Consider the following 22602-nt stretch of genomic DNA (forward strand, 5'->3'; position numbering starts at 1 on the left):
GCGAAGCTTTACACCAACGTCGAACAACGCGCGACACGCGCATGGAACAAGCCGCCAGGAGACAGCAACGATGAGCATGCGAGCACAAGCACGCCGCAAACGCCGCCTTCAGCGACGTGCCGGCATCACCTTCTGCGTCGGCGGCGCGCTCGCCGGTCTGTCCACGACCGTATGGGCGCAGGCGCAGCCTCCAGTCGCCGCGTCGGCGCCGGCGCCGAACTCCGCGCCTGCCGCCACGGTCGAGAACAACGCCAACAGCAACACGACACCCACCACGACCCTCGCGCCGATCGTCATCGTCGGCACCACGCCGCTGCTCGGCATCGGCACGCCGCTCACGCTGGTGCCGGCCAACGTGCAGACGGTCCACGCGGCGGATATCCAGCAGCAGAACCGCCAGACGCTCAGCGATTACCTCGCGGCGAATCTGCCTAGCGTCACCATCTCCGACGCACAGGGCAACCCGTATCAGATGAACCTGTTCTATCGCGGCTTCACGGCCTCGCCGCTGCTGGGCACGCCGCAGGGCTTGTCGGTGTTCGTCGACGGCGTGCGCGTGAACGAACCGTTCGGCGACGTCGTGAACTGGGACCTGCTGCCGCAACAGGCGATCGACACGATACAGCTGATTCCCGGCTCCAATCCGGCCTTCGGCTTCAACACGCTCGGCGGCGCGCTGGCGATCACGACGAAAAACGGCAAGGACAATCCGGTCGGCGAGGCCGAAATACAGGGCGGCTCGTATGGACGCAAGGCCGCGCAGATCGAACAGGGCGGCACGATCGGCCAGAACCTCGACTACTACTTCACCGCCAACGCCGCGAACGACAACGGCTGGGCCCAGCAGAACGAAAGCCGCATCCGCCAGGTGTTCGGCAAGCTGCGCTATACCGACGCCGATACGACGCTGTCGATGTCGGCCGGCGGCGCCGACAACGATCTGCACGGCACGCAAACCATTCCGCGCTCGTTCCTCAACAACCCCGCGCAACCGTACACGTATCCCGACCAGAATCAGAACAGCGTCGGCTACCTGACGCTCTCGGGCGATCATTACTTCAACGACAACGTCGAGCTGAGCGGCAACGCGTACTACCGGCACTTTCGCAACGCCAACACCAGCAGCAACGTCAATAACAACTTCGGCACGATCAACGCAGACGGCACCGTCGATACCTTACAGGCGACCAACGTACAGTCGACCGTGTCGACCGACAGCTACGGCGCGAGTCTGCAACTGACGCTGCTTGGCAAGCTCGGCGGTATGAAGAACCAGTTCATCGCGGGCATGGCCGTCGATGCCGCCGATTCGCGCTTCACGCAGTCGTCGCAGGACGCGGCGTTCACCGATTCGCGCGCGACGGTGGGCATCGGCAATTTCGAGCTGCAGACCGACGCGAACACGCACAACACGAACTACGGCGTCTACCTGACCGACACGCTGTCGCTGACGCCGCAGTGGGCGCTGACCCTGTCAGGCCGCTATAACTGGGCCGACGCGACGATCGGCGACGAGACCGGCACGCAGCCGCAACTCGACGGCCACCATACGTTCTCGCGCTTCAACCCGGCGATCGGCGTCAACTGGAACCCGACGCCGGCACTCACCGCCTACGCGACCTACAACGAGGGCATGCGCTCGCCGACCGCGATCGAGCTGGCTTGCGCCGATCCGAACGCGCCGTGTTCGCTGCCGAACGACTTCATCTCCGATCCGTCGTTGCAGCCGGTGATTTCGAAGACCTATGAGGTCGGCGCGCGGGGCAAGATCGGCGGCAACACGACATGGAGCGCCGCCGCCTATAGCACGACGCTCGACAACGATATCCAGTTCGTCAGCAGCAATGGCGCGGGCAGTTCGCAGGGGTTTTTTCAGAACGTTGGCCGCACGCGCCGGCAAGGCGTCGAACTGGCCGGACAAACGAAGTACGGTCCGCTCACCGTGACCGGCAGCTATAGCTACGTCGACGCGACCTATCAGTCGACGTGGGTCGAGAGCAGCCCCCACAACTCTAGTGCCGACGCGAACGGCAATATCACGGTGCGGCCCGGCGATCACATTCCGAGCATCCCCGCGACGACCGTCAAACTGCGGCTCGACTACGCGGCCACCGCCAAATGGCGGATCGGCACGAACCTGACCTGGCGTGGCAGCGTCTACGCGCAGGGCGACGAAAACAACCAGGACGCGAACGGCAAGATCTCCGGCTATCTGCTGATCGATATGGACACCGCTTACCAGGTGACCAAGCAGTTGCAGGTGTTCGCGTCGGTGTCGAACCTGCTCGACAAGCGCTATGCGAGCTTCGGCGCGCTCGGGGAGAACTTCTTTACCGGACCGGGCGGCACGTTCAATGGCGTGAACCCTGTGAACGAGCAGTTCGTGGGACCGGGGGCGCCGAGAAGCTTCTGGGTGGGGATGAGGTATGCGTGGAAGTAGTGAGGTTTTGCGTGCCTAACACACCAGTTCATCGATGCATTGCCAAAGGTGGCCGTGATACCTGCATGCATGCTGCCGCCCCGTTGAGAGGGCGCTCAGTGTCCAGTCCTTGCCTCACGACAAGGACCAGGGATCGACCTTGCCACCCTCGATCACGAAATGCTTCGCATCGGGATTCGAGGGGAATAGGCGCCAGTCCTCATCATCAGGTATTGCATCCGCAAGAATGACTAGCCGCATATCTCTCGCCAGCGAAATGACGGCATCACCGTTCTCGCCTGCCTCGATATCCAAAACAGCCGTTGGACCTTGTGACACAAGGAGATCACAGATTCGTTGTGTTGTCACTCTCGTACTCTCTTCAGATGCTGCGAAGTCCGAGTAAGACGCAACGATCGTGTGTCCCTGCTCGATGCGCCAGTCACACTGAATATGCAGCGCCCAATCGCCCAGATACTTGGTGGTGCCTCTGCTGGTCCTTACCTCCCGAAGCGGCCCGAACTGTAAGGTAAGCATGTCAGCCGCGTGCGCCACTCCGCTAACGTCAAGCCCGATCAAGGCGGAAAGGTGACGTCCTACCTGCTCTTTCGTATCGATCATTCCAATTTGTCTCCAAACAGCTCCAAGGCACGCTCCATCATGCCGTGATACTCGAGATCGTCCTTCTGGATATCATAGTGAAGGCGGCGTGCCTGATCCTTGTTCAGTCCAAGCGCTTTGACTACTGCCTTAAATTGCCTGTTCTGCGCCTGATTGTTACCGGGCCGACCATCGGCGCCGGCGAGCTGCATAGCGTCGCCGTGCAGCATGTCGGGCTGATAGACGAACGGCTGTGCATTGCCGAGATTCTGCGACACGCGCGGGCTGCTGCCATAGAGCGCGCTTGCCATGCTCGCGCCGTCCGTTTGTTGTGTGCGCCCGCGACAATCGCACGCCCATGCGTAACCCAGGGCTTCGGCCATTTTGTACCCGGTTGAATATGACCGAAGCCTATCCAGCGGAAAGAATTCGCCGGTTTCGACGTTCAGCACCTTTGCGGATGGCATTGGCGGGAAATTGGAAAATATTGAATATGTCACGCGGCAAAGCAGGCATTCTTCCTTGCCCCCGGTGCCGCCCTGTTTCTGTTGTTCCATTTGAGCTCTTCTGATTTTCCAGAAAACACCCGACGAATTAACCATTCAGAGGAGTTACGGTCAACAGTTTTAATTTGCGATAGAACGGTTTTGACAAACATTGACAATAAGCACTGTCCAACGGCAAATGAGCCTGAGGCTCACAGGGTACGTATTGACGGTTCGCCGATAGGCGGCGAGCCCGTCACAGGAGGTGATCATCGACGGATGATCATTGATTTGAACGAACCCTCGATCCGCACTCTGGCGCAGGTGCGCGCCGTTCTGTACGGCCCGTTCTTGTACAGCGGTACAAGACAGGAAGTTGATAGGAACTCAGCAAAGCTAACGGACCCCGGATCTGCAACGGCTCGTCCGACCGCTTCGCTCAATGCGATTCGATCGACCCGTCGCTGCGCGGATAGGTGACGATGCCCCACGCGAGCGGCAGATCGCCGATTTGCTTGAGCGGCTGATCTCTCTTTGCGTCGAGCACGTAGACCGCATCGGAGCGTCCGCAAGCGTAGCCATTGCGCACCCGCACGAATTCCGGGTTCTCTCGAGCGCCGACGCCAACGGCAATATCACGGTGCGGCCCGGCGATCACATCCCAAGCGTTCCGGCAACGACAGTCAAGCTGCGGCTCGACTACGCGGCCACTGCCAAATGGCGGATCGGCACGAACCTGACCTGGCGCGGCAGCGTCTACGCGCAGGGCGACGAAAACAACCAGGACGTGAACGGCATGATCTGCGGCTATCTGCTGATCGATATGGACACCGCTTACCAGGTGACCAAGCAGTTGCAGGTGTTCGCGTCGGTGTCGAACCTGCTCGACAAGCGCTATGCGAGCTTCGGCGCGCTCGGGGAGAACTTCTTTACCGGACCGGGCGGCACGTTCAATGGCGCGAACACGGTGAACGAGCAGTTCGTGGGACCGGGGGCGCCGAGAAGCTTCTGGGTGGGGATGAGGTATGCGTGGAAGTAGTGGCGTTTAGCGTGGCTGATCGCATGGCTTCGCTCTTTCCGACCATGCTCCACTTCAGCGGGCCACCGCAAAGCCGCGTCACGACGCGACCCGGCGCCACCACGACTGCGCATAGGCGACTTCGGCCATGAACTCGATCCCGCGAGCATGAAGCCATTAGGCATCAAACGCGGTTGGTGCGCGCATAGTTATGACCGTCAACCCGTTTTGATTGAATAGAGATCGCGCAGGAATTCGTTTTGCTGCTTGCGAATTGAATAATGGCAACGCGCCCCCATGACATCGTACATATCCACATGTGTTTTTGGCGGTTCTTCAATATTCCAATCATATGCTAGTTTAGGCGCTAGATCGCAAGCCTTCGCCGATTCATCTTGTGCGCGCATGTACCGGTCGAGCTCAACCTTACTCGCGCCTTTGATGCCACTTGCGGATCTGATTGAATTTGCCAGTTTCTTGTTGTCGACTTCAAGGAATTTTGCATGGTGCTCATAGCAATCAAAATCTCCGAATCCGCCACCGCCCAGGTACTGCATGCAATTTGAATCGTTGATCACCTCATCGGCAAATATTGACCGAAAGTTACAAAGCGCCATGACTAGCACGAAGCACCTCCAAAATTTATTCAATGTCGATACCCCTGCCATGTCGAGCATCATAATTTCCTGTTCCAAAGAGTCGTGCTTCAAGGGCGCGCCGCCACTCAATCCCTCGGGCCCGATACACGCGAATATACGCAGGCAATGCCGCATAATTGCCAGTGTTAACCTTATCGACCAATTGAGCAATACCCGTTCCCGGGCCCGCGTTGTAAGCCATGCTTACTAGAGCATCATATTCGTATTGGTGTAATGGAACACGCACACGGCGATTAATCGCAGACTCGCATTCTGAAAAATTTTTTCTTGTAAACTCTCGCGCACGCTCTACGGAAATCGTATCACCTACGTGCAAGTGATCAGAGGGCATAACTTTATGACCGAACGCAACTGTCGGATACTCCTTGCTATCGACGTAAACCTTTAGAATCATTCCATCGACAACGGGCATACCTCTATAGTTGCCATTCAAGACACCGCTTTCACATACCGCCATAAAGCCAATTCCGTCATTGGAAATCTTCCACGGCTTGCCAAGCCTATCCGACTGAAGAACTACGAGTGAATGGGGATTGGCGTCTGTCAGTGCTGCTCCCAGTGCATCAGTCATTACGCCTCCCTGTGACCAATAAAAAGGTGAATGGATCGCGGGCCCTCCGTTTGATAGCGCTTGGTACGTCCCTGCGAATCGGTAATGCCGTGCACAAGTGCGCCCGATGGAAGTCGGGCGGTGTAATACGTATCAGGGAGTACGTTACCTCCTGTATCAGTTAGCGTGAACCGCTGATTGAAGCGATTCCGTGAGCGTCCGCGACAGTCGCACGCCCATGCGTAACCCAGGGCCTCGGCCATGGCGTAACCGTTTGGATACGACTTTAGCCTATCGAACGGAAACCATTCGACGGTTTCGGCGTTCAGCGCCATTGCGGACGGCATCGGCGGAAAGTTTGAGTAGATTGAATATGTGATACGGCAAAGCAGGCATTCTTCCTCGCCCCCGGTGTCGTCCTGTTTCTGAGGTTCCATTTGACCTCATCTGATTTTCCAGAAAACGCTCGACGAATTAACCATCCGAAGGAGTCACGGTCAACAGTTTTAATTTAAGATAGATCCGTTTTGACAAAAATTGGCAATTGCTTCCTGATGTTTCGTCTGCTTCAGCGCTTTCGCCAATAATGCGTACTGCCCCGCCGCAGCCGCCGTCGGCCCCGCTCCAGCATCGCAATACGACATTGACAATAGGCATTATCAAAAGGCAAATGAACGGGAAGTCCACAGGGTTCGCGTATTGACCATTCACCGATAGGCGGCGAGCCTCTCCCAGTAGGTGATCATCTCCACCATCAGGTTGGATAGGGCATTTGCACCCCCGAGCTGTTGAGCATGCTCGGCACACTTGAAAAGGCCGCCCTTCTAGGGCGTTTTTTCCGCGTCCACGTCGGGTTCAAACCATCAAATGATCGCATGCGGCTACCACAACGCACGCGTCATCGCACTATGCAATACAACAGGCATTCCAGAACTATCAATGGTGCAGAGGGTCCTGCGCGCGCATGGAAACATTGCGGTTTCCTACACAGGAAACGCGCGTAAATCGGCTAATTATTCGATCTTGTCGAGCGCTCCATGCGGCTATCGTAATCTATTTTCCAAAACCGGCAGCTATAGCTACGTCGACGCGACCTACCAGTCGACGTGGTTCGAAAGCAGTCCCAGCAACTCGAGCGCCGACGCCAACGGCAATATCACGGTGCGGCCCGGCGATCACATTCCGAGCATCCGCGCGACGACCGTCAAACTGCGGCTCGACTACGCGGCCACCGCCAAATGGCGGATCGGCACGAACCTGACCTGGCGCGGCAGCGTCTACGCGCAGGGCGACGAAAACAACCAGGACGCGAACGGCAAGATCTCCGGCTATCTGCTGATCGATATGGATACCTCTCACCAGGTGACGAAGCAGTTGCAGGTGTTCGCGTCGGTGTCGAACCTGCTCGACAAGCGCTATGCGAGCTTCGGCGCGCTCGGGGAGAACTTCTTTACCGGACCGGGCGGCACGTTCAATGGCGCGAACCCGGTGAACGAGCAGTTCGTGGGACCGGGGCGCCGAGGAGATTCTGGGTGGGGATGAGGTATGCGTGGAAGTAGCGGTGTTTAGCGTGGCGGAGTACGTTTCCTTCGTAGCTCACGGCATCATTTTCAGAATGCGCCCATACACGATGGCGCAGGTCTCGGACAGCATGGTCGACGGTTATTACTGCGGAAACACGTGTCTCGGAATTCTGGTGTCGATCGGCTATTTGCGTGTCTCTCGTTGCGCGCCAGCTGCCCCACAGGCACGGATCTTTTGCGCCTCTGCGACAGGGGGATACCAGTTCGCCGTCATGTGACCCGCAGACGGCCGGACGTTACTCATCTCGTACAAAACAATGTCAGAACAGAACACACAGAATCAGGCGCGACACAGCTACGCGGTCAAGGCGTCAGAAATAGTCAATATCCAGTTTCCTGTAGCTGCCAACATGACATGGGACGGCTATATGAGACACATCTATGACCGGACAAATGCTCTGATCCAGCAACAGGCAAATAAGCTTCTTCAACGTGGAAATGTTACCTACGAGGAAGCCTTTCGACTGGTCGAAGTGCAGCGCAACGGCCTGATTCTAGAAATGCGCAGGCGCTTGACTCCGTTTGGCCGCTTCTACTCCGAGGCGCTGAAGGCATCGAAGAATCTGCCGACCCTTGACGGATTGCTCCTGAAGAAGGGAAGTATTGAGGCCGTCCTGTTGAGTGTTGGCAAGTCGCGCTCCGTAGTTAACCGGATCGCATTCGTAGGCCGGAGGGCTGGTCCTGCTGGCATCGTGATAGAAATTGTCGCGATTGCCGTGGTCATTGAAAAGGCACCGCCAAACGAGAAGGCGCGGATAGCGACCGAGGAAATTGCAGGCGCAATAGGCGGACTGGCATTGGGTACGAGTGGAATGTGGGCGGGTGCAGCTACTGGCGCAGCGTGGGCCGGAACGTGGGCTGCGCCAACGCTGGTGGTTCCTGTTGTGGGAGAAATCGCGGAAGGCGGAGCAATCATGCTAGGGGGTATTATTGGTGGAGTGCTGGGGGGATGGTTCGGCCACGACGCCAGCAAGGAGGCCGCTGGGCAGATCTGGCGCCTCGCCTCAATCCAATGGAAATAGAATCGCCACATGATATTTGGCCGGATTAATTCATGGCTGATGGCTCGCTTGCCATCGCGCAGATTTTCTATAGATCTGTCCTTGAACGACAAGGGGATGATCGTGAGGAACCTGCAAGGCGAACATTCTATTGCCTGGGAAGATATTCGCGAAATCGTCGCCACTCGTTCAGACCAGTTGGGCGGGAATACCATTCTGCTGCTCCTCGCGTTGAACGACGGCCGCACCCTGACCGTGCCTGAAGACGACTCCGTGTGGCATGACCTGACAAGGAAGTTGCCGAAATATCTTTCTGGTGCAAAGCCTTACGAGGAATGGGCACTGGAATCCGCTTTTTCTGACGAGGTGCCTCGCGTAGAGGTATTCCGGCGCTGACGCCGCTGGGTATCCTCAATCATCGTGAATATGACGGTTGCCCCGGCCGCGTGATGAGTGGCTTGTCAAAGAGGGGGAGCGCAATGAACGCGATGCAGAAGCCGTTTGGCACCACTACCTCACCAGGCCACACGACGCAGTAGCCGAACCACAGCAGACTGGCCCGAAACCGGCGCCCGGATTCCAGTGCGAGCATATAGACCGCTGTCGAATCCTGGCCGCCGGATACGTTGATCAGATGTCGTGAAATGTGCCTGGAAAAAGCGCGGTACCACTATAACGTTTGCATGCGATACACGAGGCCAATATAAGCAAGCAAAGAACCCCCAGTTCGATCGTCGTTCACTACGATACCGAGCAAAAAATGCTGGTGTGCAATGCTGTCGCTGAAGCGGCAATACGTCCCTTGTGCGAGGGGAAACTGGATATTTCCGTGCTGCTGGAAGAATTCAATTTCAAGATTGACGACGAGTTCGCACGCTGTTTCTGCGCGGCCGTTGTGAGCCTGCTGGCTGAATAAAAACCGGAGTTGAAACAGTTCGTTTCTGTCACGCCAGCGCCGTAGGTGATCTGTCTTGTTGTGCAGAGAGTATTGATGGCAAAGCATCCGCCGTATTCTGTGGTTCTCACGTACGCAGAAGACCACCAAAAGCTCACGGTGCAAACCGTGGATCGGGCGAAGCTGGCTCCGCTTGTAGCCGGAAAAATCGAAATGCCGATCCTTTTCGATGAGTATGATTTCAAGCTGGATGACGAATTCGCCCGGCGGCTTGGCGTCGCGATGCTCAACCTGATTGCGCTCGGTCAATCGGATATCAAGCAATACATGTCTGTCACCCAGGAACCGATTGACAAGCCATCACAACCATAGCGCGCTCGCTTCGCGACGAGCACAAAAGCCGACCGTCGCGCGTCGGCTTTCTTGTTCTGGCGTGCAACCCACGTACTTTCGATCGCGGGGTGCTCGGGTACGCAGAAGTGGCTCGATGATCAATGCGATTCGATCGACCCGTCGCTGCGCGGATAGGTGACGATACCCCACGCGAGCGGCAGATCGCCGATCTGCTTGACCGGCTGATAGCTCTTCGCGTCGAGCACGTAGACCGCACCGGAGCGCCCGCACGCGACCAGAAGCTTCGAGCCGTCCGGCGTGAAGCTGAAATGCCAGCAGCGCTGGCCGACCGGCACATCGGCGATATGTTCGTACGTGTGGCCGTCGAACACTTGCACCGTCTGGTCGCGCGCGGCGGCCACGACGCTCGGCGGCGCGCTGGCGATCACGACCAAAAACGGCAAGGACAACCCGGTCGGCGAGGCCGAAATACAGGGCGGCTCGTTCAATGGCGCCAACCTGGTGAACGAGCAGTTCGTCGGACCGGGGGCGCCGAGGAGCTTCTGGGTGGGGATGAGGTATGCGTTGAAGTAGCGGCGCTTAGCGTGGCGATATTGCGTCTCTAAGGCAGTGAAGATTTTAGGCCATCGCCCATGTACAGACAACGTGTCGCACGTAACTATCTGAGCGCTGTCAACTCCGGCAGCGACTTTAAATAGATCCTCGACATACCTATGTCCCTGTCCGTATTCGAGATGCACCCCGCTGTTCTGCCAGAGGCCGCCCCCGAAATCAGTCCACCACGCCGCACACATGCTCCGTCCACGGCTCCAACATCGGCCGGGGGTCTTCAATACGATTCATCAGGTCGCTGTCGGCCCCATACGAGTCAATGTTTGTCAAAACGGCTCTATCCCAAATTAAGGCGGTTGACCGTGACCCGTTTGGATAGTCAATTGGTCGGGCGTTTCTCAAATCAGAAGAGGTCGAATGGAACAGCAAGGACAGGAGAGCACCTGGGATCTTATGACGGACGAGGAAGAATGTCTGTGTTGCCGCGTGACCTACTCAATATATTCCACTTTCCCATCGATGCCGTCCGCAATGGCTCTGAACGTCGAAACCGGCGAATGGTTTCCGTTTGACAGGCTTCGGTCGTATTCAACCGGGTACCAAATGGCCGAGGCCCTGGGCTACGCATCGGCCTGCAATTGTCGCGGGCGCGCACATAAACGGTACGACGAACAGGTGTCAGCACGCGTGCCCCGCGTTTCGCTGGAAGGTTATCCGTACTTGATCAAAACGGCAGACGGGCGAACCGTATGCGGGAGGGTTGACAGTTCCGGCCGCTTGCCCCGCATCGACACCGCCGCCGCCGCGACCTACACAATCCATTGGGGCGATGAAGCCCTGGCACATGAGGAATGGAAGTAATGCCGAACAAAAGAACACACGTCCATACCAACCCAACACAGGGTTCTGTTAAAAAAGTAGCTTTGCAAGCACTGACGTTCGATCAGCTATGGTCCGCCTACCCTAAATCCGATCCGTGCTCAGGACCATATCGCGATCAATGCGCGGCAAGAATTGGCGAAGCGTTACGCGGCTGTGGAATTGAGGGACTTTCATTCAAAGGCGCGCGCTGTCATGTTGACCACCCGAAGCATATGCTACGCGCTGCGGAAGTCGCCGATTGGCTGCATAAAATACCGTTTGCTGGCTGTCCTGCGGCGCGTTCACTAAGCGCAAAAACATGGGATACAGACATTCACGGGACGACAGGAATCATCTTCTTTAACGGTTATTGGCATCGCGATTCAGATGGTCCTGGCGTTACTGCCGGGAATCATATCGACTTGTGGAATGGGAACCGTCTAACTATGTCGGGCGTGGCTGATACACTCGCGACGGTCGGGCGTTTTGTGTTCGGTCGCCAATCATTTCTAGCGGGCACGGACTACGGTTATTCCGATCTCCATAACTCGAGCAGCATACTGTCCTGGGAAGTCAAGTGATTAGACGGGCAAGCCTATCCTTTTGTTTCTTTCTGCTAGGCTTTGCAAGCCTTTGGATTGTCACGGCTATCGACGCTCAGATGTGCAATTACTTTCCCGCGCTATGTCGTCCTAAACCGGGCGTTTGCGCAGAGATAGACCACTGTGGCCTGTCTACTCTAAAGGCTCTTGGTCTATTCGCGGTCGTTTTAGGTCCATCTATCGTGTTTGCTGCCAGTGCGGCGTTTGCCGGCAAGCAAAAGCGGGGGCTAGCGTTCTGGATCGTCTTGACTGTTTCACTCACGTTTGTACATTTAATCGTGATGGAAGCCATGCGATTTCTTTAAATGCACGCAGTCTTGAAGCGTGATAGGCCCCGCTTCTGCGGGGCTTTCTTTTACCGTGCTCGGGCAGGCAGAAGTGGCTCGATGATCAATGCGATTCGATCGACCCGTCGCTGCGCGGATAGGTGACGATGCCCCACGCGAGCGGCAGATCACCGATCTGCTTGACCGGCTGATAGCTCTTCGCGTCGAGCACGTACACCGCACCGGAGCGCCCGCACGCGACCAGAAGCTTCGAGCCGTCCGGTGTGAAGCTGAAATGCCAGCAGCGCTGGCCTACCGGCACATCGGCGATATGTTCGTACGTGTGGCCGTCGAACACCTGCACCGTCTGGTCGCGCGCGGCAGCCACAAAAAGCCGCTGACCGTCCGGGCCATACGCGACGCCATAGGGCCCAAGCTTCGTATCGACCGTCTTGAGCACATCGAACGTGTTTGCGTCGATCACGACGAACTTGCTGAGCGACTCCAGCGTGACCACGTAGTGCTTGCCGTCCGGCGACAGCCGGATGCCTCGCGGCCGGCCGCCGGGCGCCAGCTTCACGGTCCGGATCGGCGCGCCGGTGCGCGCGTGGTAGACCGAGATCGTATCGTCGCCTTCGTTGGCGACCAGCATCATCTGGCCGTCGCGCGAGAATTCGATGCCTTCGGTTTCGTGGCCGCTCGTGACCGAACGGATCACGCGCCAGTCTTTCATGTCGACGATCGCGATTTCGGCCGGCGGCTTGTTCGCGTCGTCGTCGTCCGCGCCGGGTTTGCCGCCCGCGTTCGAATCCGGTTTGCCATCCGGTTTGCCTCCCGGCGGGCCGCTGACGTCGCCGGGCTCGTACGTCACGTACGCATAGCCGTTGTGCACCCGCACGAATTCCGGGTTTTTGCCGATCTTCACGCGCTCGACGACCTTGCCGGTGGCGGTGTCGATCACCGCGAGGTCGTTCGTGTTCTTGTTGGCGACCAGCAAACGCGTGCCGTCGGCATTCAGGCTCAGGCCGCGCGGGCCGTCCGCGCCGACCGGAAAGGTCTGCGCGAGCGTCATATGGTCGAGATCGATCACGCCGACGCCGGCCTTCTCGCTCGTCACGTAGGCGAGCGGCGCGGCCGAGGCATGCGCGGCGCTCGCGGCCAGCACGAGCGCCGCGCATGTCAGCGCGAGGGAACGGCGTGGTGGGCGGGGGGAAATCCGTGTCTCCAGCATCGTTTTGCTCCGTTTTGTAATCGCGGCGCCGCGATGGTTCGCGCCATCGTTTCAAGGTAGCCCACTGGGCGATTGTTTGACAACGCGGATCAGGCGGGAGATTTTCCCGAATTGCGGGCCGCCGGCCGTCGTGGGTTCTAAAAGCGGGAGCAGCGTAGGACAATGAACCCGGAGGTGGCGCTGATGCTTCAAGTTGCCATGGTGAACCCGGGAAGTCCCACGCATGCCGCGGCCGGCTACCGTCGCGCGGCAATCGTGCTGGGCGCCGTGATCGCAGCGCATCTGGTGCTGCTCGCTATCGCGTTGAACGCACGTAACAGGATCGTCGAGCATCCGGTCGAGCCGCGGACCATCACCGCGTTGCTGTTGAGCCCCGAGCCTCCCGCTCCCGTTGTTGCACCTCCCGCGCCGCCCACACCCGCCGCTATCGTTCCGCCGACGCCGCCCGTCACCCGCCCCGCCGTGCGCGTCAAACCGGCGCCGCAGCCGCGCGCGCAGGTACCGCGCAGTGTGGAAGCGCCGATACCGTCGCCGTCGCGCGAAAGCGCGGCGCAGCCCGTCACGCAATCGGCCGCGCTGCAGACCGCCGCGCCAACGGCCGCCGTGCCGTCGGCCGCATCGGCCCCGGCCGCTCAGCCGGCGCTGCCCGCATCGACCGAGCCGCGCAACGTGTCGCACGTCGACTGCTCGATTCCGAAGCCCGACTATCCCGACATCTCGAAGCGGCGCGGCGAGCATGGCACGGCCGTCGTGCGTTTCGTCGTCGGGCTGACCGGGCGCATCGAAACGGCGCAGCTGCAAACGAGCAGCGGCTCCACGCGGCTCGACGACGCGGCGCTCGCCGCCGTGCATGCGGGCGGCTGCCAGCCGTACACCGAAAACGGCACGCCGGTGCGCGCCGCGTACTCGCAGTCGTTCGTGTTCGGACTGACCGAGTGACCGAATCACGACCTGCGACAACCAACGAAGGAAATCGCCATGCAACATTACGGACTCGCAAACGTCTGGGCTTCGGGTGATATCGTCACGCGCGGCATTCTGAGCGTGCTCGTGATCATGTCGGTGCTGTCGTGGACCGTGATCATCATGAAGCTGTGGCAACTGCTCCGCCTCAGGCGCGTGACCAGCCAGAGCGACGCGCGCTTCTGGAGCGCGGATCGCTTCGACGACGGCCTGCGCGCCCTCGGCCACCCGGAATCGAGCGCGCACGACAACCCGCTGCTCGCGCTCGCGCTGGCAGGCCATGAAGCGGCGACGCACCATCGGCAGACGCAGCAGCATCTGCACGACCGCATCGACGTGTCGGACTGGATCACCCGGCGTCTGCAGGACACGATGGACGAGACGATCGCGCGTCTGCAAAGCGGCCTCGCGATCCTCGCCTCGATCGGCAGCACCGCGCCTTTCGTCGGGCTGTTCGGCACCGTGTGGGGCATCTACCATGCGCTGATCGTGATCGGCGAGACCGGCCAGACCTCGATCGATCACGTCGCCGGCCCGGTCGGCGAATCGCTGATCATGACGGCGTTCGGCCTGTTCGTCGCGATTCCCGCCGTGCTCGGCTACAACGGACTGACGCGCGCGAACCGCTCGATCGTCGCGCGCCTGAAGCGTTTCGCGCACGGCTTGCATGCGTACTTCGTGACCGGCGCGCAATTGCCGTCGAGCGCCGGGCCGCAGATGCGTGTGGTGCCGCGCGGCACCAACGCGACGAACCCGACCCATGACGGAGACCTCGGATGGCAATGAGCCCTTTCTCCAACGACGACGATCAAGGTCTGATGAACGAGATCAACATGACGCCGCTCGTCGACGTGATGCTGGTTCTGCTGATCATTTTTCTCGTCACCATCCCGGCGCTGCAGCACGCGGTCAGGATCGATCTGCCGCACGCGAGCAGCCAGCCGGAAGCGGTCAAGCCCGCGCACGTGGACGTCGCGGTGCAGGCGGACGGCACGGTCCTGTGGGACGGTCAGCCCGTGAGCGACGACGGCTTGCGCGCGCGCATCGCGCAGGCCGCTCTCGCGACGCCGCAGCCGGAACTGCATTTGCGCGCCGATCGCAAGGTGCCATATGAGCGGGTCGCGATCGTGATGTCGGCGGCGCAGCGCGGCGGACTGACCAGGCTGGGCTTCGTGACTGATCCGCAGTTGGGCAAATGAGGTTGCACGGCGAACACAAAGCACGGCTTATCGGCAGCGAAAGAATCTCTGAATTTGAATCGGCGGTCGGCTCGGCTATCGTGGTGCGTGTCTGAACGGCACACCATCCACGCGAGGACCGCACGATGCAAGCCCTTATCTTCGACGTCGATGGCACGCTCGCCGACACCGAGACCGCTCATCGGCACGCGTTCAACGCCGCGTTCGCGCAAGCGCACCTCGACTGGTTCTGGGACGAGGCGCTCTATGCGCGTCTTTTGACCGTGGCGGGCGGCAAGGAGCGTCTGCTGCATTACTGGCGCACGATCGAGTGCGAAGAAGCCGAGGGCCCACGGGCGCGAGAGGCTGTCGACGCGCTGCACGCGCTGAAGACCCGCCACTACGCAGAGCGGATGCGCGAGGGCGCTGTGCCGCTGCGACCCGGCATCGCACGTCTGCTCGACGAAGCAAACGAGGCCGGCCTGCGCGTGGCGATCGCGACGACCACCACGCCCGCCAATCTCGACGCGCTGCTGCAAGTGCATTTCGGCGCAAGCTGGCGCAATCGCTTCGCGGCGATCGGCGACGCCAGCACCACGTCGGCAAAAAAGCCCGCCCCCGACGTCTATCGACACGTACTCGAACAGCTCGGTTTGCAGCCCGCGGCCTGCCTCGCCTTCGAAGACTCGCGTAACGGCTTGTTGGCGGCTCGCGCCGCGCGGGTGCCGGTCGTCGTCACGCCGTCCGCGTTTACCGCGCATGAGGACTTCGATGGCGCGCTTGCTGTGCTGCCTCATCTCGGCGATCCGCTCGCGCCGATTCTTCAGATGGTGCGCGGCGAATGGCATCGCTGGGTGGATCTGGCGACGCTGCGCCGCTGGCATGAAGATGCCGCGCGGCGTCCCGACGCGACTTCGCGCAGCACGTCGAGCGCGGATCAATCGAGCGCGAACGCGTCATGGCATTGAACCGCGATTGCCACGCAGTCCTGATCGATCTGGATGGCACGATGGTCGATACCGCGCCGGACATCGTCGCGGCGGTCGGCCTGATGCTGAAGGACTTTGGCGCCGCACCGCTGCCGTTCGACATGGTGACCGGCTTCATCGGCAACGGCGTGCGCAAGCTCGTGCGACGCTCGCTCGACGCGGCGGGTCTCGCAGAGCGCGTCGGCCTCGAACACGCGCAGGCTGTGTTCGAGGCGCACTATGCGGTGACCAACGCGACGTTGGGCCGGGTATTTCCTGGCGTGACGGCCGGGTTGCGCGCGTTGCGGCAACACGGATACCGCTGCGCGTGCGTGACCAACAAGCCGCAACCGCTGGCGGCAGCACTGCTGGAGAAAACGGGGCTTGCCGCTCATCTGGACGTGCTGGTCGCGGGCGACACCCTGGCGAGCATGAAGCCGTCGCCCGAGCCGCTTTGGCACGCGTGCCGGCTGCTCGACGTCGAGCCCGAACATAGCGCGCTGGTCGGCGATTCATCCGTCGATATCGCGGCGGCGCGCGCCGCCGGTCTGCCGGTCTTTATCGTGAGCTATGGCTATGGCAGCGCGAACGGCACGGGCATGCCGTGCTGCGACGCACTGATTGATTCGTTCGAGGCATTGCCTGCAATTCTGGCGCAGCTATGCCCGGCCGGCGATGCAAACGAGAACACCGACGCGAGCGCCTAACTCGTCGACAGCAAGCCCGCCACGCGCTCCGACTTCGTCTGCACCGCGATATCTTTCGCCGTCATCCCCCGGTTATCCTTCAGCGACCGGTTCGCGCCGCGCGCGAGCAACAACTGGGCGGTCTCCGCACGATCGTATCCCGCCGCCCACATCAGCGCGGTCAAATCGTTCTTGTAGGTGCGGTTCACGTCGACGCCGGCATCGAGCAACTGAGCGACGACCTTCGTTTGCCCCTGCCCCGCCGCGTATTCCATCGCGGTCTTGCCGACGCGATCCGTCACGAGCGGATCGGCGCCATGCGCGAGCAGCAGCGCGACGATCTCGTCGAAGCCGCCGTAGGCGGCGGCCATCAACGGCGTGTCGCCCGGCGCGTTCGAATGCTGCACGTTCGCGCCGCGCTCGATCAGCGTGCGCGCCATCGCCGTATCGCCCTTCTTGCACGCGGTGACGAGCGCGGTGTCGCCGATCCGGTTCATCGCATCGACCGCGGCGCCGCGCTGCAACGCCGCCACGACCAACTGCTGATCGTCGTCCTTCGCGGCCGCGAGCAGCTGGCGGTTGATTTCCCCCTGGTCCTGCGCGAGCGCGGGTGCGCCAGCACCGAATGCGGCGGCAAACAGAACGGCGGTCGCAAGCGGCCGGATGAACCTATCTCTCATGGTGTCGTCCCCGTGCTACTGCAGATTGTTGATATAGGCGGCCAGATGATGGATGTCATCGTCGGTCAGATTGCGCGTCACGCTGGCCATGTTGCCCGCATCGTTAGTACGCGTGTGCGAGCGAAAGTCCTGCAACTGCTTGACGATGTACTGATACTGCTGACCCGCAACGCGCGGAATCTCGTTCTGCCCGGAAAAGCCGCCCTGGTGGCACATCGTGCACAGCACCTCGGCGGCCTTCTTGCGGCCTGCGTCGATGCTCGCGCCATCCGCTTTGATCCGCACCGGCACGAGCGTCTGCGCGGCGAAGTAGTCGGCGAGGTCCTGCATGTCCTCGCTCGACAGGTTCTCGGCCATCGGCGACATGGGCGGATGGCCGCGCCGTCCCTGCTTGAAGTCCTTCAGTTCCAGATATAGATAGCGTGCGTTTTGCCCGGCCAGAATCGGATAGTCCGGGTTGGCCGAATTCCCCATCGGCCCATGACAGGCCACGCACACCTGCGCTTTCACCTTACCCGCCTCGGCGTCGGCGCGCGCACCCGACGGCAGCCATGCGGCGATCAACCCGCCGCACAGCAGTGCCACCCATGCAGCGCGCACCACCCCCGGCGCTCCCCGCAGCGCCGGCCGCCTCATGGCACCGCGAACACGACAACGCTATTGCCGCGCTTGAAGTCGAGCTGGGTGTTGCCGCCCGCCGCGACCGCGATGTACTGCTTGCCGTTCACCGTATACGACACAGCCGGTGCGTTGACACCCGCGCCGCATTGGTACTCCCACAGCTTCTTGCCGGTGGCGGCATCGAACGCGCGGAACAGGCCGTTGCCTTCGCCGTTGAACACGAGACCGCCCGCCGTCGCGAGCACGCCGCCGATCAGCGGCTGGTCGGTCTTGTAGTCCCACGCGACCTTGCCGGTGTCGACGTTCACCGCCGACAGCTTGCCCCATTGCTCCTCGCCCGGGATGTTCTTGAACGCGCCGCCGAGCCACAGTTTGCTGCCGCCCGGATAGGCGGCGTCCTCGACCTGATACGTCATCGGCTGATGCAGGTTGGCCGCGTAGACGAGGCGCGTTTGCGGATCGAACGCGATCGGCGACCACTCGACGCCGCCGTTCGCGCCCGGCAGCATCCGCGCGCCGGCCGCGGTTGGCAAGGTCCACATGTTTTCCTGCGGAATCATCGCCTGCGAGAAGCGGATCAGACGGCCGGTCGCGCGATCATGCACATAGACGTGACCGGTCTTGCCTGCATGGACGATGCCGGGGATCATCTTGCCGTCGTTGTCGCGCACGTCGATCAGGACCGGCGGGCTCACCGCGTCGAGATCCCAGACGTCGTGCGGCACGTACTGGTAGTGCCATTTGTACTTGCCGCTGTCGAGATCGATCGCGACGAGCGAGTCCGTATAGAGGTTGTCTCCCGGCCGGACCGCGCCGTACAGGTCCGGTGACGGATTGCCGACCACGAAGTACACCGTATTCGTCTTCCGGTCGACCGCAGGGGTCATCCAGACGCCGCCGCCGAGCGTCTTGTAGAAGTCGCCGCCCTTGTCGGCCAGCTGCTTCTTCTCCGCGGCGATGTCGCGCTTCTCGTCGCGGCCGGTCGCGTCTTTGGTGGCCCACACGCCTTCCTGGCCGCTATCCGGAATCGTGTAGAAGGTCCACAGCAACTGGCCGGAATTCGCGTCATACGCCTTCACGAAACCGCGAATGCCGTACTCGCCGCCGTTCGTGCCGATCAGCACCTTGCCGTCGACGACCGTGGGCGCCATCGTTTCCGAGTAGCCCTCGTCGGGATTGGCGATCTGGCTTTGCCACAGCACGTTGCCGGTTTTGGCGTCGAGCGCGACGAGCTTGGAGTCGAGCGTGCCCATATAGAGCCGGTCGCCCGAGATCGCGACGCCGCGATTGTTGGGCCCGCAACAGAACGTCGTGACCGGACCCATCTTGTGCTTGTAATGCCAGAACTCCTTGCCCGTCGTCGCGTCGATCGCGTACACGTGATTGAACGACGTGGTCAGGAACATCACGCCGTCCTGCACAATCGGCGCCGTTTCCATCGACTCGTCGACGGCGGTCTGGAAGATGAACGCCGGCCTGAGCTTCGCGACGTTGGTCCTGTTGATCTGCGAGCCGGGATAAAAGCGCGTCTGCGCGTACGACCCGTTCGGATGCAGCCAGGCTGTCGTCGTGCCGCCGGCGCGATCGAGCTGATCCTGGCTCACGGGCTGAAGCCTCGCGGGCATCGCCGCGGCGGTGGTGGTCGAGGTGTTCTGCACTTCGTCGGCGGCGTGGGCCACCGGCAAGCCGAAGGCAATGGCGAGCAGTGGCAGGCCGACCATTCCTTGAATACGGTTGAATGACATGAGCGTCTCCTTGCTTTTTATTGTTCCTATGAATTGCAGCGCAGGAGTGCGGCATTGATCCACGCGGACGACAGCGTGAAAAAGCACGATGGCGCAACCCTCGCAGACGGCAAAAGCGTACGACTTCGAATCGTTGTCAGCTTTGTCAGGACGGGTCGGCTTCGCAGAGCGGAGAGAAGTGATGCACGAGTCCGCGGAAAACCGGCTCGATTAAGGGTAGGCGATGGGATGTGGATTTTCTAGATTAAATCTTTCAGGAGTGGGAATGCGCGTGGGCTCGCGCCCCACTCCCCGCCGCGCATTGCGCCGATCAGAAACGGCCGCCTCGCGAATCGGCACCTTTCAGATAGTTCCGGTTGGTCTGTTCCGGATTCCGGTTCACCAGCGCTCGCGCGTAGAGCGGATGATGCAGGCTTCGCACTTCGTGTTCGAGCCTGAAGCAACGCTCCCCGGAAGACAGATCGAGGAGGTCGGCAAACCGGTATTGGTGTGGTTCTTCTCCGTATACGAGGCCTTTTGCGTCAAGGCGCTCGTACGGCCCCGAAAAAGCAGCGGTGTAAATGGCAATGTGGTGCCCGTCGTATTCAGGAATCGGCTCGGTCGTTTCCGCGTACAGCAGCTGCTGATGCGTGCCGACGTCGATCACCGCGCGATGCAATCCATGCTGCTCTTCGATATCGACGGTCGCATCGAACATATCGCGGTAAAAGCGCGCGATCGGCAACGCGCTGCCGACCGGTACGTCCATCTTCACGAACGCGATGCCGAGATCGATTTCCGACCAGGGAGCCGACGCGGATCGGCTGGACGGATCGAGACACTCGTAGCGGTTGCCCCACGGACAGGTCACTTCGATGCTGCCGGCGCGCTCCGTCCATCCGAACCCGGTGCCGGCGAGCAGTGGCTCGACCGCGCGCAGACGCGCCACGAGTGCTTCGAGATCGCCGACCACGAGACCGACACTGCCGCGCAAACGTTGCGCTGCCCCGTGCGGCAAGTGAATCTGCGATCGACCGATGTTGATCCACATGTTGTCGACACCGGTCATCACGAACGGATCGCGCGTGAGCCCAAGGCCGGTGACGTAGAAGGCGGTTGCGAGAATCTGGTTGGGAATCTTCAGGTTGACGTGCTCGAGCAGGATCAGGTTGCCGGTATCGTCGTTAGCGTAAGAGTGTTCCATGTGTTTGCCTTGTGCATGAGCCGCGAAACGCTCGACAAATTATGCATCAACAGGGCAAACAGTTCGCGGGCGGCGCTCCAGCGCCGCCCGCGCCTCTCAGCATTTGGTTGGCGTCTCCTGCGCCGCTGGATGCTTGTGCAACTCGGGCGGTGTCGCGTTGCCGCCATGTTGTTCGAGGTATTTGCACGCATTGACGATATCGTTGGCAAGCAGTTCCGCCACGGTGCGGTTCACGTGCGGCCTCACCACGACCCGCAGGCTGTTGACCGATTCCGCGTTGGGCGGCATCGAATAGGCCGAGAGCACCCAGCCTTTTTCGCGTACCTTGTTCGAGACGTCGAACTCGTTGAAGTTTTTGATCTTGCTGTCGAGCGTCACGGCCACGACCGGAATCCGCTGCGATTCGTTCATCATCGTGAAGTACCCGCTTTCGACGAGAACGGCCCGCAACGCGATCGCGTTATCGAGCGTGTGCTGCATGATCCTCCGATAGCCTTCGAAGCCGTGCCTGAGGAACATGTAGTACTGCACGGCCACCTGGAAGGCATTGCGGCTGAAGTTCAACGTCGCAGTCGGCATTTCGCCGCCCAGATAGTTCACGTAGAAAACCAGCTCTTCATTGAACACCTTGCGTTCGCGAAACACGACCCAGCCGAGACCCGGCGGCACGAGCCCGTATTTGTGCCCCGATGCGTTGATGGACTGCACGCGGGGCAGCCGGAAATCCCATTTGTAGTCGGGATAAAGGAACGGATTGACGAATCCGCCCGACGCGCCGTCGATATGCATCGGAATCGAAATGCCGGTGCGCTTCTCGTAGTCGTCGAGCCAGTCGTGAATGCCCTGGATATCGTCGTCCTCGCCGGTGAAGGTTTGCCCCGCGATGGCGACGACGGCGATCGTGTTTTCATCCACGTACTTGTCGAGATGTTCGGCCGTCAACCGGTAGTTGCCTGGCGTCAACGGCACGATGCGCGGTTCGACATCGAAGTAGCGAAGGAATTTCTTCCACACGATCTGCACGTTGCCGCCCGTGACCATGTTCGGCTTGCTGCCGTCCTTGCCTTGCGCTTGCCTGCTCTTGCGCCAGTTCCATTTGTGCGCGAGACCGGCCAGCATGCAGGCCTCCGACGAACCCACGGTCGCGGTGCCGTACGGCTCGACCCCCTTGGGCCCATTCCATAGTTCATGCAGCCATTTGACCATGCGCGTTTCCATCGCGAACGCCTGCGGGTACATGTCATGGTCGATATAGTTCTTGAAGATGTTGCGCTTCGCGGTCTCCGCCGCTTCGGGTTCGGCCCACGTCGTGACGAACGACGACATGTTCAGCATCGGGTTCGCATCGGTCCATTCCGAGCTGATGGCGATGGCCGCCGCCGCGCGCGCGGACATGCCGTCCCTGGGGAATTCGTCTTCTGGAATCGCGTAGTTAAACTCATCATACGGTGTGATCTTTTCGATTGACGTCGTCATCTTCTGCTCCTCAATCTGACTCCGAT

The 22602-nt window shown here is 60.6% G+C and carries 23 protein-coding genes and 3 pseudogenes; 14 read left to right on the forward strand and 12 right to left on the reverse strand.

The genetic code is table 11. From position 1 onward, the window contains the following. Positions 1 to 70 precede the first annotated feature (70 nt). Entirely contained in the window at positions 71 to 2440 is a 2370-nt protein-coding gene (locus tag L0U81_RS24870; protein WP_233806771.1) for a TonB-dependent receptor, read from the forward strand. A 114-nt stretch (positions 2441 to 2554) separates the two neighbouring features. Here the strand turns inward: L0U81_RS24870 and L0U81_RS24875 are convergent, their stop codons facing one another. From L0U81_RS24875 to L0U81_RS24885, 3 genes are all read right to left on the reverse strand, one after another. Beyond that, the gene (locus tag L0U81_RS24875; RefSeq protein ID WP_233806772.1) at positions 2555 to 3040 is read right to left on the reverse strand and encodes a hypothetical protein; all 486 of its coding nucleotides are present in this window, start codon (positions 3038 to 3040) and stop codon (positions 2555 to 2557) included. Beyond that, entirely contained in the window at positions 3037 to 3576 is a 540-nt protein-coding gene (locus L0U81_RS33730) for a hypothetical protein (RefSeq protein WP_326489855.1), read from the reverse strand. Before L0U81_RS33730 ends, L0U81_RS24875 begins: the two co-directional genes overlap by 4 nt. Before the next feature lie 367 nt (positions 3577 to 3943). Then, positions 3944 to 4093, reverse strand: coding sequence for a hypothetical protein (locus L0U81_RS24885; RefSeq protein ID WP_233807974.1), 150 nt, complete (start codon positions 4091 to 4093; stop codon positions 3944 to 3946). 21 nt (positions 4094 to 4114) lie between these two features. Here L0U81_RS24885 and L0U81_RS24890 point away from each other — a divergent pair. Continuing rightward, positions 4115 to 4543 (forward strand): annotated as a pseudogene (locus L0U81_RS24890) (TonB-dependent receptor domain-containing protein); the annotation flags it as partial. 197 nt (positions 4544 to 4740) lie between these two features. On the opposite strand, the gene L0U81_RS24895 reads toward L0U81_RS24890, so the two are convergent. Together L0U81_RS24895 and L0U81_RS24900 are read right to left on the reverse strand one after the other, a co-directional pair. After that, complete coding sequence (locus L0U81_RS24895) at positions 4741 to 5148, reverse strand: hypothetical protein (protein WP_233806775.1); 408 nt, start codon at positions 5146 to 5148, stop codon at positions 4741 to 4743. A gap of 16 nt (positions 5149 to 5164) precedes the next feature. Then, positions 5165 to 5752, reverse strand: a complete 588-nt coding sequence (locus L0U81_RS24900) for a lysozyme (RefSeq protein ID WP_233806776.1) — start codon at positions 5750 to 5752, stop codon at positions 5165 to 5167. A 1044-nt stretch (positions 5753 to 6796) separates the two neighbouring features. On the opposite strand from L0U81_RS24900, the pseudogene L0U81_RS24910 reads away from it, so the two are divergent. The 5 genes and pseudogenes from L0U81_RS24910 to L0U81_RS24930 all read left to right on the forward strand — a co-directional run. After that, positions 6797 to 7290, forward strand: a pseudogene (locus L0U81_RS24910) (TonB-dependent receptor domain-containing protein); the annotation flags it as partial. Positions 7291 to 7571: 281 nt separating this feature from the next. After that, a complete protein-coding gene (locus L0U81_RS24915) occupies positions 7572 to 8336 on the forward strand; it encodes a hypothetical protein (protein ID WP_233806780.1) in 765 nt (254 codons plus the stop codon). A gap of 81 nt (positions 8337 to 8417) precedes the next feature. Beyond that, a complete protein-coding gene (locus tag L0U81_RS24920; RefSeq protein ID WP_233806782.1) occupies positions 8418 to 8711 on the forward strand; it encodes a PH domain-containing protein in 294 nt (97 codons plus the stop codon). A 364-nt stretch (positions 8712 to 9075) separates the two neighbouring features. Beyond that, on the forward strand, positions 9076 to 9231 hold the full coding sequence (locus L0U81_RS24925) for a hypothetical protein (RefSeq protein WP_233806784.1): 156 nt from the start codon (positions 9076 to 9078) through the stop codon (positions 9229 to 9231). A gap of 75 nt (positions 9232 to 9306) precedes the next feature. Next, positions 9307 to 9582, forward strand: coding sequence for a hypothetical protein (locus L0U81_RS24930; RefSeq protein WP_233806786.1), 276 nt, complete (start codon positions 9307 to 9309; stop codon positions 9580 to 9582). A gap of 119 nt (positions 9583 to 9701) precedes the next feature. Here the strand turns inward: L0U81_RS24930 and L0U81_RS24935 are convergent. After that, positions 9702 to 9965 (reverse strand): annotated as a pseudogene (locus L0U81_RS24935) (hypothetical protein); the annotation flags it as partial. Between the two features lie 568 nt (positions 9966 to 10533). On the opposite strand from L0U81_RS24935, the gene L0U81_RS24940 reads away from it, so the two are divergent. Beyond that, positions 10534 to 10977, forward strand: coding sequence for a hypothetical protein (locus L0U81_RS24940; protein WP_233806788.1), 444 nt, complete (start codon positions 10534 to 10536; stop codon positions 10975 to 10977). After that, positions 10977 to 11558, forward strand: coding sequence for a T6SS effector amidase Tae4 family protein (locus L0U81_RS24945; protein ID WP_233806790.1), 582 nt, complete (start codon positions 10977 to 10979; stop codon positions 11556 to 11558). The genes L0U81_RS24940 and L0U81_RS24945 overlap by 1 nt, the downstream gene beginning before the upstream one ends. A gap of 411 nt (positions 11559 to 11969) precedes the next feature. Here L0U81_RS24945 and L0U81_RS24950 read toward each other — a convergent pair whose 3' ends face one another. After that, positions 11970 to 13076: a YVTN family beta-propeller repeat protein gene (locus L0U81_RS24950; protein WP_233806792.1), complete on the reverse strand. Its 1107-nt coding sequence runs from the start codon at positions 13074 to 13076 to the stop codon at positions 11970 to 11972. Positions 13077 to 13259: 183 nt separating this feature from the next. Here L0U81_RS24950 and L0U81_RS24955 point away from each other — a divergent pair, with 183 nt between their 5' ends. From L0U81_RS24955 to gph, 5 genes are all read left to right on the forward strand, one after another. Further along, the gene (locus L0U81_RS24955; RefSeq protein ID WP_442793448.1) at positions 13260 to 14015 is read left to right on the forward strand and encodes an energy transducer TonB; all 756 of its coding nucleotides are present in this window, start codon (positions 13260 to 13262) and stop codon (positions 14013 to 14015) included. 39 nt (positions 14016 to 14054) lie between these two features. Beyond that, positions 14055 to 14825 carry a MotA/TolQ/ExbB proton channel family protein gene (locus L0U81_RS24960; protein WP_233806795.1) on the forward strand — a complete coding sequence of 257 codons (771 nt, stop codon included), beginning with the start codon at positions 14055 to 14057 and terminating at the stop codon, positions 14823 to 14825. Then, positions 14816 to 15238: an ExbD/TolR family protein gene (locus L0U81_RS24965; protein WP_233806797.1), complete on the forward strand. Its 423-nt coding sequence runs from the start codon at positions 14816 to 14818 to the stop codon at positions 15236 to 15238. The genes L0U81_RS24960 and L0U81_RS24965 overlap by 10 nt, the downstream gene beginning before the upstream one ends. Positions 15239 to 15363: 125 nt before the next feature. Next, positions 15364 to 16185 (forward strand): HAD family hydrolase, encoded by an 822-nt coding sequence (locus L0U81_RS24970; RefSeq protein WP_233806799.1) that lies wholly within the window; start codon positions 15364 to 15366, stop codon positions 16183 to 16185. Beyond that, positions 16176 to 16892 carry a phosphoglycolate phosphatase gene (gene gph / locus L0U81_RS24975; RefSeq protein ID WP_233806801.1) on the forward strand — a complete coding sequence of 239 codons (717 nt, stop codon included), beginning with the start codon at positions 16176 to 16178 and terminating at the stop codon, positions 16890 to 16892. Before L0U81_RS24970 ends, gph begins: the two co-directional genes overlap by 10 nt. Here gph and L0U81_RS24980 read toward each other — a convergent pair. The 5 genes from L0U81_RS24980 to L0U81_RS25000 form a co-directional block, all read right to left on the reverse strand. After that, positions 16889 to 17551: an ankyrin repeat domain-containing protein gene (locus L0U81_RS24980; protein WP_233806803.1), complete on the reverse strand. Its 663-nt coding sequence runs from the start codon at positions 17549 to 17551 to the stop codon at positions 16889 to 16891. The genes gph and L0U81_RS24980 overlap by 4 nt on opposite strands. Before the next feature lie 15 nt (positions 17552 to 17566). Next, positions 17567 to 18187 (reverse strand): c-type cytochrome, encoded by a 621-nt coding sequence (locus L0U81_RS24985; protein ID WP_233806805.1) that lies wholly within the window; start codon positions 18185 to 18187, stop codon positions 17567 to 17569. Further along, complete coding sequence (locus L0U81_RS24990; protein WP_233806807.1) at positions 18184 to 19917, reverse strand: pyrroloquinoline quinone-dependent dehydrogenase; 1734 nt, start codon at positions 19915 to 19917, stop codon at positions 18184 to 18186. The genes L0U81_RS24985 and L0U81_RS24990 overlap by 4 nt, the downstream gene beginning before the upstream one ends. 310 nt (positions 19918 to 20227) lie before the next feature. Continuing rightward, on the reverse strand, positions 20228 to 21100 hold the full coding sequence (locus L0U81_RS24995; RefSeq protein ID WP_233806809.1) for a VOC family protein: 873 nt from the start codon (positions 21098 to 21100) through the stop codon (positions 20228 to 20230). A 96-nt stretch (positions 21101 to 21196) separates the two neighbouring features. Next, positions 21197 to 22576, reverse strand: a complete 1380-nt coding sequence (locus L0U81_RS25000; RefSeq protein ID WP_233806817.1) for a glutamate decarboxylase — start codon at positions 22574 to 22576, stop codon at positions 21197 to 21199. Positions 22577 to 22602 lie beyond the last annotated feature (26 nt).

The organism is Paraburkholderia sp. HP33-1, from assembly GCF_021390595.1.
Classification (GTDB): domain Bacteria; phylum Pseudomonadota; class Gammaproteobacteria; order Burkholderiales; family Burkholderiaceae; genus Paraburkholderia.